Origin of the sequence: Christensenella tenuis (assembly GCF_014287795.1) — a bacterium.
In the GTDB taxonomy this organism is placed as follows: Bacteria; Bacillota; Clostridia; order Christensenellales; family Christensenellaceae; genus Christensenella; species Christensenella tenuis.
This window is the reverse complement of sequence record NZ_JACOON010000001.1, coordinates 701,879-715,621: the sequence shown is the minus strand read 5'-3', so window position 1 is coordinate 715,621 and position 13,743 is coordinate 701,879. Positions and strand designations below refer to the sequence as shown.

14 protein-coding genes are annotated in these 13,743 nt (G+C 47.5%); 9 read left to right on the top strand and 5 right to left on the bottom strand.

The window, feature by feature from the left end:
• The first annotated feature begins 15 nt into the window (after positions 1 to 15).
• Both cls and H8S18_RS03475 read left to right on the top strand, forming a co-directional pair.
• On the top strand, positions 16 to 1,551 hold the full coding sequence (gene cls, locus H8S18_RS03480) for a cardiolipin synthase (protein ID WP_186856892.1): 1,536 nt from the start codon (positions 16 to 18) through the stop codon (positions 1,549 to 1,551).
• Positions 1,552 to 1,611: 60 nt separating this feature from the next.
• Positions 1,612 to 2,547: a mechanosensitive ion channel family protein gene (locus H8S18_RS03475; protein WP_186856891.1), complete on the top strand. Its 936-nt coding sequence runs from the start codon at positions 1,612 to 1,614 to the stop codon at positions 2,545 to 2,547.
• Between the two features lie 43 nt (positions 2,548 to 2,590).
• Here the strand turns inward: H8S18_RS03475 and H8S18_RS03470 are convergent, their stop codons facing one another.
• Complete coding sequence (locus H8S18_RS03470; protein ID WP_186856890.1) at positions 2,591 to 2,764, bottom strand: hypothetical protein; 174 nt, start codon at positions 2,762 to 2,764, stop codon at positions 2,591 to 2,593.
• 284 nt (positions 2,765 to 3,048) lie between these two features.
• Here H8S18_RS03470 and pyrB point away from each other — a divergent pair, with 284 nt between their 5' ends.
• From pyrB to H8S18_RS03450, 4 genes are all read left to right on the top strand, one after another.
• Positions 3,049 to 3,969, top strand: a complete 921-nt coding sequence (gene pyrB / locus H8S18_RS03465) for an aspartate carbamoyltransferase (protein WP_186856889.1) — start codon at positions 3,049 to 3,051, stop codon at positions 3,967 to 3,969.
• Positions 3,969 to 4,391 (top strand): aspartate carbamoyltransferase regulatory subunit, encoded by a 423-nt coding sequence (locus tag H8S18_RS03460; RefSeq protein ID WP_066688499.1) that lies wholly within the window; start codon positions 3,969 to 3,971, stop codon positions 4,389 to 4,391. Before pyrB ends, H8S18_RS03460 begins: the two co-directional genes overlap by 1 nt.
• 68 nt (positions 4,392 to 4,459) lie before the next feature.
• On the top strand, positions 4,460 to 5,368 hold the full coding sequence (gene argF, locus H8S18_RS03455; RefSeq protein ID WP_186856888.1) for an ornithine carbamoyltransferase: 909 nt from the start codon (positions 4,460 to 4,462) through the stop codon (positions 5,366 to 5,368).
• 120 nt (positions 5,369 to 5,488) lie between these two features.
• The gene (locus H8S18_RS03450; protein ID WP_186856887.1) at positions 5,489 to 6,964 is read left to right on the top strand and encodes an aldehyde dehydrogenase family protein; all 1,476 of its coding nucleotides are present in this window, start codon (positions 5,489 to 5,491) and stop codon (positions 6,962 to 6,964) included.
• A 61-nt stretch (positions 6,965 to 7,025) separates the two neighbouring features.
• Here H8S18_RS03450 and H8S18_RS03445 read toward each other — a convergent pair whose 3' ends face one another.
• Positions 7,026 to 7,736 carry a hypothetical protein gene (locus H8S18_RS03445; RefSeq protein ID WP_186856886.1) on the bottom strand — a complete coding sequence of 237 codons (711 nt, stop codon included), beginning with the start codon at positions 7,734 to 7,736 and terminating at the stop codon, positions 7,026 to 7,028.
• Positions 7,737 to 7,878: 142 nt separating this feature from the next.
• Here H8S18_RS03445 and H8S18_RS03440 point away from each other — a divergent pair, with 142 nt between their 5' ends.
• Together H8S18_RS03440 and H8S18_RS03435 are read left to right on the top strand one after the other, a co-directional pair.
• Positions 7,879 to 9,129 (top strand): deoxyguanosinetriphosphate triphosphohydrolase family protein, encoded by a 1,251-nt coding sequence (locus H8S18_RS03440; protein ID WP_186856885.1) that lies wholly within the window; start codon positions 7,879 to 7,881, stop codon positions 9,127 to 9,129.
• Positions 9,130 to 9,209: 80 nt separating this feature from the next.
• Complete coding sequence (locus tag H8S18_RS03435; RefSeq protein WP_186856884.1) at positions 9,210 to 9,593, top strand: desulfoferrodoxin; 384 nt, start codon at positions 9,210 to 9,212, stop codon at positions 9,591 to 9,593.
• Positions 9,594 to 9,810: 217 nt separating this feature from the next.
• On the opposite strand, the gene H8S18_RS03430 is transcribed toward H8S18_RS03435, so the two are convergent.
• The gene (locus H8S18_RS03430) at positions 9,811 to 10,365 is read right to left on the bottom strand and encodes a DUF6512 family protein (protein ID WP_186856883.1); all 555 of its coding nucleotides are present in this window, start codon (positions 10,363 to 10,365) and stop codon (positions 9,811 to 9,813) included.
• A gap of 183 nt (positions 10,366 to 10,548) precedes the next feature.
• On the opposite strand from H8S18_RS03430, the gene H8S18_RS03425 reads away from it, so the two are divergent.
• Positions 10,549 to 11,799, top strand: a complete 1,251-nt coding sequence (locus tag H8S18_RS03425; RefSeq protein ID WP_186856882.1) for a homocysteine S-methyltransferase family protein — start codon at positions 10,549 to 10,551, stop codon at positions 11,797 to 11,799.
• Positions 11,800 to 11,855: 56 nt separating this feature from the next.
• Here H8S18_RS03425 and H8S18_RS03420 read toward each other — a convergent pair whose 3' ends face one another.
• Together H8S18_RS03420 and H8S18_RS03415 are read right to left on the bottom strand one after the other, a co-directional pair.
• Positions 11,856 to 12,932, bottom strand: a complete 1,077-nt coding sequence (locus H8S18_RS03420; RefSeq protein WP_186856881.1) for a 6-phosphofructokinase — start codon at positions 12,930 to 12,932, stop codon at positions 11,856 to 11,858.
• Positions 12,929 to 13,675 carry an acyl-[acyl-carrier-protein] thioesterase gene (locus tag H8S18_RS03415; RefSeq protein ID WP_186856880.1) on the bottom strand — a complete coding sequence of 249 codons (747 nt, stop codon included), beginning with the start codon at positions 13,673 to 13,675 and terminating at the stop codon, positions 12,929 to 12,931. The genes H8S18_RS03420 and H8S18_RS03415 overlap by 4 nt, the downstream gene beginning before the upstream one ends.
• Between the last annotated feature and the right edge of the window lie 68 nt (positions 13,676 to 13,743).

Below are 13,743 nucleotides of genomic sequence, written 5' to 3'. Positions count from 1 at the left end.
CGATGGGAGTATTATATGAAAAAATTTTTTAGCTTCTTCATCAGCCGGATGTTCATTGTATTTGCGTTGATTGGCATTCAGGCATGGATCATTATTAGTCTTTTTCTGTATTTTGACGATCAATCACAAACTATTCGGACAATTTTCTGGGTGGTAAGCCTTGTAATGGCGCTTTATATTGTAAACAAGCGGCAGAACCCCTCTTATAAGCTTGCTTGGATTATCGTGATTCTGGTATTGCCCGTATTCGGTGTGCTGATGTATATCTTTTTCAGCCAGCGCCAGCTGACCAGAAAAATGCGCCGAAAAGCGGAAGCGGAACTTGAAAAATCAAAGCCGCTTTTAGGACAGGACCGCAGAGTGACGCACACACTTAAACAGAAAAACCTCGATGCGCTGCGGCAGACAGACTATATACGCCGGGCAAGTACGTTCCCCGTGTATGATAATACGGAATCTGAGTATTTTCCCAGTGGAGAAGCGTTTTTTGAGCAGCTTAAAACAGAATTGGAAAAAGCGGAACACTATATTTTCATGGAATATTTTATTGTGGAAAAGGGTGTTATGTGGGACAGCATACTCGAAATCCTGCGGCGCAAAGTAGCCGAAGGGGTGGATGTGCGTTTTATGTACGACGACATGGGCTGCGCGCGTACGCTCCCATTCCGTTATTTTAAGCGGCTGCGGGAAATGGGAATCAAGGCTACGGTATTCAATCCGCTGAGGCCTGAGCTCTCATCGATTTTTAATAACCGCAACCACCGCAAGGTAACTGTGGTCGACGGGCATACGGCATTTTGCAGCGGGGCGAATCTTGCCGATGAATATATCAACGCAATCGAACGCTTTGGGCACTGGAAAGACGGCGCGGTTATGCTGAAGGGTGCGGGAGCGTGGGCGTTTGCCGTGATGTTCCTGCAGGCATGGAATTTTATGATGCAGGAAGATGAAGATTATTCCGTATTCCGGCCGAAACCGCGGGATTTGGAAGGATTTGAATCCGATGGATATGTCCAGCCATTCACGGATGATCCGATGGACGATGAATATGTCAGTGAAAATACCTATATGAATATGCTCAGCAGGGCAAAGCGGTATCTTTATATCAATACACCCTACCTGATCCTTGATAATGAATTTATGACTGCGCTTGAAAATGCGGCCAAAAGCGGCGTAGATGTACGTATTACCACACCACACATTCCAGACAAAAAGATGGTGTTCCTGCTTACGCGGGCGCATTATGAGGAATTGCTTAAGGCGGGGGTCAAAATTTACGAATATACCCCGGGGTTCGTTCACACCAAAACCTTTGTGTGTGACGATGAATTCGGGATTATCGGCACGATCAACCTCGATTACCGTAGCTTATTCCTGCACTATGAGTGCGGTGTGTGGCTCTATGGAACCAAGACGATCGGACAGCTCAAGGAGGATTATTTGGAAACGCTCAAGGTATGCCAGGAGATATCCTATGAGGAAATATGCCGCCGTCCCTGGTATATCCGTCTGATGCAGGCGATTTTACGCGTGTTTGCACCGCTGATGTAATAAAAAGGAATTTTTTGGGTATCAATATACCGTTCAAAACTTTAATTGGAGAAAAGCAGTATGACATTAATGGATACCGGTGTTGGCCTGCTCGCGGATCAGGCTTCAGGCGTTACCACGCAAACAGTTGGAAACGCTTTTGAAAAGTGGGAGAGTGAAGTTTTTTCGCTTGGGCTTGTCAATACAGTTATTTATGCGGCCATTGTTGCGGCGATTGCCTTTATCATTATTAAACTGATCCAGCACTTTTTGGCACGGAAACTGACGGGAAACGCGCGGATTTTTTACAGGTTGATCTATGTGGCGATTATTATTGTTGCAGTACTGTGTGTACTTATGACAATAAAGCCGCTCAGCAGCCTTGGAACGGGCCTGCTTGCGAGCTCAGGAATTGCCGGTATTGTTATCGGCCTTGCAGCGCAGCAGACGCTGGGCAATGTGTTTAGCGGCATTTCCATCAGTGCTGCGAAGCCCTTCGAGGTTGGAGAATTTATTGAAATACTGAATGTAACGCCGCCTGTTATGGGGGTGGTTAAGGACATTGGCCTGCGTCATACGACGATTCTCGATGCTTCAAATAAGAGCATCGTGATTCCCAACAGCATTATTGATAAAGATATGATTCGCGCCTCACATATAATTGAACAGGCAAATGTATGCAGCTTCCTTGATGTAGGAATTTCCTACGACAGTGATATTGATCTGGCCATGAAGCTTCTTGCGGATACGGTGCAGGCACATCCGGGGACGCTTGACGTGCGCACGGAGAAGGAAAAGGACAGCGGAGCGCCGGCTGTCACCGTCCGTGTGCAGGACCTTGGGGAATCCGCAATCCAGTTGAGGGCATTTGTATGGACGCCGGACACATCCTCCAGCTTTCCGGTTCTGTCTGATTTGCGGTATACGGTAAAAAAGGAATTTGACCGGCAAGGGATAGAGATTCCGTATCCATACCGGAATGTGGTTTTAAAAGATAACAAAAAAGACGCTCCGTGATCGAAGCGCCTTTTTATGGCACTTTTCTTGTAAAGGGGAAAAATCAATTAATTGCGGCTGATACCGGTTCAGCCTGCGTTTCTGCAGTCGTAGCAAGGCTCTCCGCCAAGTTTTGTACGGGAAGCGGAGTGCTCGGGATCGTCACAAAGATCATTGCGAGGCCCACGAGAATGACCGCTGCGAGTGCAATAAATTTTGCTGTCAGACTATGTGACATTTGTTTCACTTCCTTTCCCGAATAAGTTGTTCTGCTTTAATAATGGACGCTTTTTTCTCCGCGGAAACATGAAAATCTTATCTTGCTATTCGCTTTTTTGTGTAGTAGAATAATTAAAGATACATAAGAACCTTTAAATTGGTACAGAGAGGCTGATAAGGTTTTACACATTTGTTTTTCGTGCAATCACAATGTCTTTCTGATATGGAGAGATATTTTTTTTGCCTCCGAGGGCGGATTCATGCGCAGGCTATGTACCAAATCGATAAAACAGGAGGAAATTGATGAAACATTTACTGGATCCAATGGATATATCGGTGGAAGAGATCGACGAGTTACTGGATTTAGCAGGGAAAATCATTGCAGAACCGGAAAAATACCAGGAAGTGTGCAGGCATAAAAAGCTGGCTACACTTTTTTTTGAACCTTCGACGCGTACCCGGCTGAGCTTTGAAGCGGCAATGCATGAACTCGGCGGCGATGTAATCGGCTTTGCGGGAGCGGACAACAGTTCGGCTTCCAAAGGAGAAAGCGTTGCAGATACGGTGCGCACGGTGGAGTGTTATGCAGATATTATCGCGATGCGCCACCCAAAAGAGGGCGCGGCAATGGTTGCTTCACAAAATGTAGCAATCCCGATCATCAATGCGGGCGATGGAGGACATCAGCATCCAACCCAGACGCTTACAGATTTGCTTACAATTCGCTCTCTTAAGGGACGGCTTGACCACTTGACGATCGGCATGTGCGGAGACCTTAAATTTGGACGTACGGTGCATTCTTTGATCCGTGCGCTTTCGCGGTATACAAATATCAAATTTGTGTTCATTTCGCCTAAAGAATTGAAAGTTCCACGGTATGTAAAAGAAGACGTACTTAAAAATAATGAAAATGTCACCTATGTACAATATGAACGTTTGGAAGAGATCATTTCCGATCTCGATATCCTTTACATGACGCGTGTCCAGCGGGAACGCTTCTTCAATGAGGAAGACTATATTCGCCTGCGGGACAGCTATATTCTTGATGCGGAGAAGATGAAGCTTGCAAAAGAAGATATGATTGTTATGCATCCGCTGCCGAGAGTCAATGAAATCTCCGTGGAAGTAGACAAAGATCCGCGCGCGGTCTATTTTAAGCAGGCGTTATTCGGAAAGTATGTCAGGATGGCTCTTATCATGACGATGTTGGGGGTAAATGTGTAATGTTAAGTATCGATAGTGTGGAAAGAGGCGTGGTGATCGATCATATCAAGGCCGGGAAGGCCATGAGCATCTATAATTATCTGGGGCTTGATAAACTGGATTGTGCCGTAGCGATTATTAAAAATGTAAAAAGCAATCGTATGGGCAAAAAGGATATCATCAAAATTGAAAATGAGATTGAAACAGATCTTGAAATGCTTGGTTTTATCGACCCGAATATCACAGTGAATATCATTGACGGCGGAAAGATCATTGAAAAGATGAACCTCACGCTTCCTAAGCGGGTTGTGAACATTGTCAAATGTAAAAATCCACGGTGCATTACTTCGGTGGAGCAGGAGCTTCCGCACGTATTTAACCTCACGGACGCGGAACGGGGAATTTACCGCTGCGCTTACTGCGAGCAGCAGGCGGAACGGTAAAAATGATTTGCATAAATATTCATATCGGTGTATAATTATGCTATTGAATTGGAAACGAGGTAAATACTATGAAGCATCTACTCAAAATGAGCGATCTTAATAAAGAACAGATCACTGAAATTCTCGATCTGGCGGATAAACTGAAGGCAGAAAACAAGCAAGGGATCAAGCATCCGCTCCTTGCAGGGAAGACCCTGGGAATGATTTTCCAGAAATCTTCCACGCGGACAAGGGTTTCTTTTGAGGTCGGCATGTATCAGCTTGGCGGCTATCCGCTGTTTCTTTCCTCGAACGACCTTCAGATCGGCCGGGGAGAGCCTGTTGAAGACACGGCGCGGGTATTGTCGCGCTACCTTGACGGCATTATGATTCGTACCTATGCGCAGCAAGAGGTGGAAGACCTTGCAAAATACGGCAGTATTCCGGTTATCAACGGCCTTACGGACTATGCGCATCCATGCCAGGTTCTGGCAGACTTAATGACGATACGTGAATATAAGAAGAATTTTGACGGGCTCAAGATGGCATATATCGGTGATGGAAATAATATGGCAAATTCACTGATTGTGGGCGGACTCACTATGGGTATGGAAGTTGCGTGTGCAATCCCGGAAAATTATTGGCCCGATCCATCGGTGCTGGAATTTGCCAAAAAGTATCCCAAGTTTTCTATTTCAGGAGATATTTATGCGGCGGCAAAGGATGCGGACGTGCTCTTTACGGACGTTTGGGCATCTATGGGGCATGAAGCGCAGATTGCAGAGCGCCAGAAGGCGTTCCAAGGCATCCAGATCAACAAGGATGTAATGGCGGCCGCAAAACCAGATGCTATGGTACAGCATTGCTTGCCCGCGCATCGCGAAGAAGAAATTACGGCCGAAGTATTTGAGGCGCATGCACAGGAGATTTTCGATGAGGCGGAAAACCGTATGCATGCCCAAAAAGCAGTGATGGTTATGCTCATGGGCAATAAATAAAAAGTACGGATGAAAAAAGCGCGGGTTCCGCGCTTTTTTAATGTTCTCTTTCCCCATACGGTTTAAGAATGAAGCAAATTGATAGAAATATCTTAAAATCTCCGGAAAGGAAAAAGAACAATGAAACAAATAGCGGATAAAACATATGGACTCTTTATCGACGGGAAGTGGTCGGCAGCGGGCGACGGAGGGACCTTTGATACCTTTTGCCCGGCGAATGGGGAGAAGCTTTCCACCTGTGCGGAGGCAACGGAGCAGGATGTGGATAGGGCCGTAAATGCGGCATGGCACGCGTGGGAAACCTGGAAGGATGTGAGCCCGGAAGAACGGCAGAAAATATTGCTCCGGGTCGCGGAGGTCATCGACGAGAATAGGGAGCGGCTTGCGCAGATTGAAATGCTGGATAATGGAAAACCTATCCGGGAAACATTGAATGCGGATGTGCCGCTGGCGGCTGACCATTTTCGCTATTTTGCGGGGGCAGTACGTACAGAGGAAGGGGAAGCGATGATGCTGGATAAAAATACGCTGAACCTAATCCTGCGTGAACCGATTGGCGTGGTCGGACAGATTGTCCCGTGGAATTTTCCATTCCTGATGGCGGCGTGGAAGTTGGCTCCCGTGCTTGCGGCGGGATGCTGCACCGTACTGAAACCGTCGAGCAGCACGCCCCTTTCTGTACTTGAACTAGCTAAGCTCACACAAGATATCCTCCCTCCCGGCGTCTTTAATGTGGTGACAGGCAAAGGATCGAAATCGGGGGAATATATTCTGAGGCACAAAGGGTTTGCCAAGCTCGCATTTACAGGTTCGACGGAGGTCGGCGTCTCCGTTGCGGAAGCAGCGGCGGAAAAGCTGATCCCGGCGACACTCGAACTGGGCGGAAAGTCTGCTAATATTTTCTTCCCGGATTGCGATTGGGAGATGGCGATGGAAGGCGTACAGCTTGGCATCTTGTTTAATCAAGGACAGGTATGCAGCGCGGGCTCGCGCGTATTTGTGCAGGAAGATATCTATGACCGCTTTATTGAAGATGCAGTAAAACGGTTTGACCGCGTGAAGGTTGGCGAGCCATGGAAAGAAGATACCCAGATGGGTGCGCAGATTTCGGAAGGACAGCTCAAAAAAGTGCTGAACTATATTGAGATCGGAAAGCAAGAAGGCGCAAAAGTAGCTTGCGGCGGTGTGCGCATTATGGAAAACGGCCTCGATCAGGGGTATTTCATGCGCCCGACCTTGCTTGTAGATGTAAAAAATGATATGCGTGTGGCACAAGAAGAAATTTTTGGACCGGTTGCGGTTGTGATCAAATTCAAAACAGAAGATGAGGTTGTTGATCTCGCCAATGACAGTGAATACGGCCTCGGCGGCGGAGTATGGACGCGGGATCTGAACCGTGCGATTCGCGTAGCGCGCGGGGTGAAGACAGGACGGATGTGGGTCAATACATATAATTCATTCCCGGCAGGGGCGCCATTCGGCGGTTATAAGAAGTCTGGGATTGGCCGTGAAACACATAAGGTAATCCTTGAACATTATACACAGATGAAAAATATTGTAATCAATCTTTCGGAGAAACCGTCGGGTCTTTATTGAAAGACCCAGATTTCCATAAAAAATGCCTGGTCCAAGTGGATCAGGCATTTTTTATACTGCTTTACTTGGCTTCCGCATCATGCAACACGATAGTCTGTGCATTTGCTTGCGGCGGAATAGAGAAAGTCATGCGGCCGTCTGTAGTAACAGTGACCTTCTGGCCCTTAGCGAGATCTTTCATGGCAAGTGTTTTACCCGGCTCGCTTTCGGAAGAGATTATGGTATCTGCCGACACCACAGCGCGCAGGTCATCTACCGCGTCGCCGCCCTCTGCCTTTTGTACATAGACGAGAAGATAATCGCCGTCCTCGGTGATTTCTGTGATCGTTCCGTTAAATTCCTTCTGCACATCGGCGGTCATACCGCCCTCCTCCTGTGCTGTCACTATAAGCTTATCCGGGGATCCTTGTGGAGGTTCGGAAGCAGTTACGGGGGTAGAAGCCGAGAAATAGGCTTCTACGGTGTCGCCGGCATGGATTGTGCCTTCCTGGTACGAACTGGTTCCACCATCTTTTTCAACCGGCGTCTGGTCCGTCAGATGCAAGATCATAGACTGATAAGTAGCGCCGGAATCCGTATCGCTGCCGTCGACTGTGATACTGGTGGTGCCGTCCGCCATTGTAATATCCGTTACGGTGCCTGTAACGGCAAGAATGAGATCATCAGACGGCGAAGCAGAAACAGACGGTTCTGATGCCGGGGAACAGCCTGCAAGAACAAACAGGGAGCATATGGCAAGCGCCAAAGTTCCCAATAAACTTTTTTTCATCATAAAGTTCCTCCAATATAGAATACTGTATATATTAATACACACCCGGCCTCTATGGCAAACGGCGGAAGCGTTCATTCAGAATAAATTTACAAAGGACGAAGCCAGTGCTTTATGCTATAATAAAGGCACGAGGACAAAGCTTATGGATAAAAAACGCGAAAAAAAGTACCTGAAACTCAATCCCAAAGTGGAAGAAGCGGTCTATGCCGACTTAAAACGCAAACAGGATGAAATGTATGCTTATGCAACGCGGGATAAATGCTCGATACGGCGGGAAAAAGAGATATTCCGTGTCCAGCGCCCTAATTTTGCGAAGGACAGTGAGCGCATCCTGTATTGCCGTTATTTTAACCGCTATGCAGACAAAACGCAGGTTTTTTCCTTATATAAAAACGATGACATCACGCGGCGTATCCTGCACGTACAGCTTGTTTCACGAATCGCCCGCAATATCGGCCGTATGCTGAACCTGAATCTCGACCTGATCGAGGCGATTGCCCTTGGACACGACCTCGGACATACGCCATTCGGACACGCGGGAGAACGGTTCCTCTCCAAACTTTATCATGCGAATACAGGGCGTTATTTTAACCACAACGTACACAGCGCGCGTATTTTAGACAAGGTACTGTCCCTAAACCTCAGCCTTCAGGTACTGAATGGCATTCTATGCCACAATGGCGAAAAAGTGAGCGGCGAGTACCGGCCGCGCGGGTATCAAGCCGGGGATGCGGAAGGAGCATTTGCGGAATTCGAACGCCAGATGGAAGAATGCTACACGGAAGCGGGCGCGGTGGGGAAATTGATTCCGGCGACACTCGAAGGCTGCGTGGTGCGCCTTGCGGATGTGATTGCTTATCTTGGTAAGGACCGGCAGGATGCGCAGATTTTGAAAATCGGCGTGCAGGAGCCTTTTTCGGAAAATGATGTTTTGGGTTCCACAAATTCCGATTTTATCAACAATATTATCACCAACGTAGTATCCAATAGCTATGGAAGACCGTATATCAAATTGGACGAAGAGTATGCGGCAGCGCTTGCATATGAAAAACAGGTGAATTTCAAGAGGATTTACGGTCCGCAGGATAAAAATGAGCCTTATCCCACAATTCGCAAGATGTTTGCACGCGTATATGATAAACTGCTGGAAGACTTTGTGAAGGGAGATCAAAATTCTCCTATCTTCCGCCACCATATCAACCATGTATACAGTGGATTTTCAAGGGCGGAGAGCCTTAAAGAGGCCTACCTGAAAGAAGAACCCAACCAGGTGGTAGTAGACTATGTTGCGAGTATGACGGATGACTATTTCCTGGACTTGCATGCGGTCTTATTCCCGGATGCTCCCAAGCTCGAATATATTTCTTATTTCTCCGGGAAAAAGCGTCAATGAGGTTTATGCAAAAGGGAGCGTGTTTATTAAAAAAGTACAGATGGAAGCGTCTGAATTTTTTTGAATAAGGGGAAACGGTCATGGAAGAAAAAGTGATTCTTTACAGATGTGAACTATGCGGAAATATTGTTGAAATGGTAAAAGACGGCGGCGGGGAGCTTGTGTGCTGCGGTAAACCAATGATAAAGCTCGAACCCAATACGGTCGATGCAGCTCAGGAAAAGCATGTCCCGGTTTATGAGAAGAATGGAGATGTGGTTTCCGTACAGGTAGGAAGCGTGGAACATCCGATGCTTGACGAGCATCATATTGAATGGATTGCGGTTGAAACGCCGGATCTGATCCAGCGCCACGTACTGAAACCCGGCGAGCATCCAAGAGCAGATTTTCACGTTGATTCAGACGAATTTGTTATCTTTGAGTATTGCAATCTCCACGGGCTTTGGAAGGCGCATTCGAAATAAGATAAAAATGAAAAAACAGTGAATAGCAGGCAGATATAAGAAAATACAAAAAGACTAAACAAGATTGGGCAATTGGCAGCCCAATAAACGGGATAGAAAAGAAGGACGTTAGAAATAACGCCCTTTTTTCCTGCCTGAATAACATCGAAATAAAGAAAGAGGAGAGAGATTTCCCTAAGAGTCCACCCCAGAAGCAGATGGCTTTTCTGTGTCTGCTTTATACGGGGAAGCCAAACACTCCGGTCACGGAATCCTGAAACAATGGAATATGGGGTGGGAAGGCGGTGAATAAAAGTTCCATTGCAAGGACGGCAAAAAACAAAATAAGAGCTGGGAGAAAATATTGCCCGGAGCCGCGCTTTGAAAGATATATCTTATAAGAGACCATAAAAGCGATGATCGTGAGCACAAAGGTAAAGATAATATCTACGATCAGGCTTTCTGCGCCGAACATACCGGAATACGTATAGAAAAAGGTGACCATCAGCAGCAAGATAAGCCCCATAGAGGTTGCTTTGGCGATGAGGAAACGCTGAAAGTCCGGTTTCAGGATAAAATATTCTGCAACGGAGAAAAAGAGGAAAGGAAAATACACAATTTTTGTATGCTCCCAGACACTTTCGTTGACAGCGGCGAATATTCCGACAAACGGGTTCCCGCCCGACCATTCAAAAAGAAAATGAAATACGGGAGCCAGAATACAGACAATAACGGCTCCAATGACTTCATAACGTCTCAATATACTTTTGTCCCGAGACCGGATTTGGTTCATGACAATATGCCTCCAGAATTTTTATTACAGCATTTTTCATAAATTCAAACAATAAGGAAATGCTGCATACGCGGTAAGAATATGATACCCCTATTTTCTGATAAATATGCAACTTTATGGTTCAATCGGAAAGAAAGATGCAGTATAATAGGGAAAGAAACTGGTAGCGGAAAGGAAATCTATATGAATTTATTGAAACAATGCAAAGACAGGGCACTTATATATGACGGATCCAAAGGCGTGATGCTCCAGCTTAAGGGCCTTTCGGGCGGAGACAGTGCGGAAGAATGGAACCTGACGCATCCGGAAAAGGTAAAAGAAGTGTATGAAGACTATATTGCTGCCGGAGCCGATGTGATCCAGACAAATACTTTTTGCGCAAACGCGCCGTCGCTTCGGAACCATGGCCTGGAGGATAAACTGTATGAACTGAACTATGAGGGAGCGCGTCTGGCACTTTCCTGTACAGCGGGAACGAATGTGGCGGTGGCAGCGTCGATCGGGCCGACAGGGCTTTTTTTCCAGCCTGCGGGCGATATGGTTTTTGATTCTATGGTAGAGGTATTCAAACAGCAGCTAAAACCCATTAAAGACGCGGGTGTTTCCCTTATAAATTTTGAGACGTTTACCGACTTAAACGAAATGCGGGCGGCAATGGTTGCAGCACAGGAGATTGGCGGCCTCGCGGTTATTTCCAGTATGACATTCGATGGAGGAAGAACGATGTCTGGAAACACACCGGCAGCCTGCGCGGTCACGTGCGCGGCGCTTGGCGCAATGTTTGTAGGAGCAAACTGCTCAGGCGGCCCGGAAAGCCTTCTGGAGCCAATTGGCGAAATGGCGGGGGCAGTCAACATTCCCCTTTCCGTAAAACCGAATGCAGGACTGCCGGAAATGGAGTCCGGGGTTGCGGTCTTTAAACAGAAACCAGAGGACTTTGCACGTCTGGCTCCTGATTTTATAAAAAGGGGAGTGCGGCTTATTGGGGGATGCTGCGGCAGCGGGCCGGATCACATCAAAGCCCTCCGTGCTGCGGTGATGGAGACGGAAGTTTCCGAGCAGCCGCGGGGCGCAGGCGAGATGCTTGCATCCGCATATGAAGCGATACCGGTTGCAGGGCTTCGCACAACGGAAATGAAGGTATGCACGGACAGTATCGTAGCCGGAATGCAGGGCGGGGATTATTATTGCCTGATGGATGCAATTCCTGCCGATGCAGGAGATGCGGATGCTGTAATTTTGGATTTTGGCAGTTTAGAACCGTTTTTTGACCTGTGGAGCTTTACCTCTACACTGGGGATGTTCCTGAAAAAGCCTATAGTCGTAAAAGCTGAAAATACCGAGGTTGCGGAAGGTTTCCTGCGATGCTATGCGGGCAGGGCGGGCCTAGCGGTCAGTGGGCTGGCTGAAGCGTATGGAGCCATAAAACTCTAAAACAAAAATACCGCTGCCGATTAATTGGCTATCGACAGCGGTATTTTTGTCATAATTCAATCTCCGAGGCAAATGCCAATATTGCGCGCCGCGCGGACAATATCGCTATCCGGTGTGACAAATTTTGTCTTCCCGGCAACATCGGATAACTTATTTTGCGTTAGCTTATCCTTTTGCAGGGCTACAGTGTAACCGAATTTTTTTTGATAGATCAATTCCGCGGCTTGTACGCCGAATTTTGTCGAAAGAACCCGATCATATGCACTGGGGCTTCCTCCGCGCTGGATATGGCCGGGCACTACGACACGCGTTTCAATTCCTGTCGTTGCCTCAATTGCATGGGCAAGCCGGGCCGATACCGACGTAAAACCCTCAGCCGAACGTTTTTCACGGATTTCTTTACGTTTCAAATCCGCCTCATCGTTCCTGATTGCGCCTTCCGCAATGGCGACAATAGAGAAGGCTTTCCCGCGTTCCGCGCGTTTTCGCACCGCTTCAATTACCGTCTCACGGTCGTAAGGGATTTCAGGGATCACAACCACGTCTGCGCCGCCGGCAACGCCGGCATAAATTGTGAGCCATCCGGCTTTATTGCCCATCAGTTCCACTACCATCACACGGCCATGGCTGGCAGCTGTGGTATGGACGCGGTCAATTACATCGGTTGCGATATCTACGGCAGTATGGAATCCAAAGGTGACGTCTGTTCCCCAAAGATCGTTGTCGATGGTTTTGGGGAGGCCAATAACATTGAGTCCTTCTTCGGAAAGAAGGTTCGCCGTCTTGTGCGTACCGTTCCCGCCAAGTGTGCATAGACAATCGAGCCCCATTTTCTCATAATTTTTCACCATACTTGACACTTTGTCCACGTTGTCGTCGCCTATTTTACGCATATCCTTGAACGGGGTGCGCGCCGTGCCGAGGATCGTTCCTCCCAGAGTCAGGATGCCTGAGAATTCGCTCTTGTCCATCACACGGTAATCGCCTTTGATGAGACCGGAATAACCATCGGCAATACCAATGATTTCAACGCCCTCCATACGGTCGTACGCGGCACGCGCTACGCCGCGGATTGCCGCGTTAAGACCGGGGCAGTCCCCTCCGCTTGTTAAAATACCAATACGCTTCGTCATAATGTAGTCCCCCCATTTTCCCAAATAACGGAAGCGTCAAACACTGTTTTATCTTCCGTTTTTCCACAAATATAAGATACGCCGTCAACGTCTTTCCGGTACAGGTCTACCGACTGTCCCATATAGGCTTCGGCAATAAAATTAATCCTGAAATCCCGGATGGAATCGCGCTTCAGGATATTAAGGTCAAACAATTCGCAAATCCAGTCCGCATACTTTGCATTGTTAAGATGACTATTCATATCGACCTCGCTGTATGCCACCGTGCGTGTGAGAACATGCTTCATATTATCCGGAAGTTTTATTTTTCCGGGATCGGGGAGGGCAATGCCATGGGAAAGATCATATGGATAATTTTCACCAATATCGCCGGTACGGCATAGGAAGCGCCCCGTGATATGAAACAGTACCCATAGCGAAGTGGCGCGCCCCAATTCCTCTCCCCGGGCATCGAAAAACATCGTGTGGCGCACAAAAAAGAGCCGCGTCGGCTTTCCAGGCCAAGTGACGACTTTAATCCCATCCATAAGGTTGGGATACCGTTTCATTTCAAGATGCAGGCGGGTAAGCATCCACGCCATCCCGCGTTCTTCCACCAGTTCCTTTCTGCCGCAGTGGACGGCGATAGCATGGTCTTCCGCGATTTCCTGCATGCGAGTAAGGATGGCGGAGGGTCTCCATTTTCCACGCGTATCCACATCATAAGCGCGGATTGTATAGTCTTGTTCCAACTTGGTAAGCATGAAAAAAATCCTCTGTTTCTTATTATTAGAACTTTTTTTATTGTAGCATGTTTGCACTGCAATAAAAA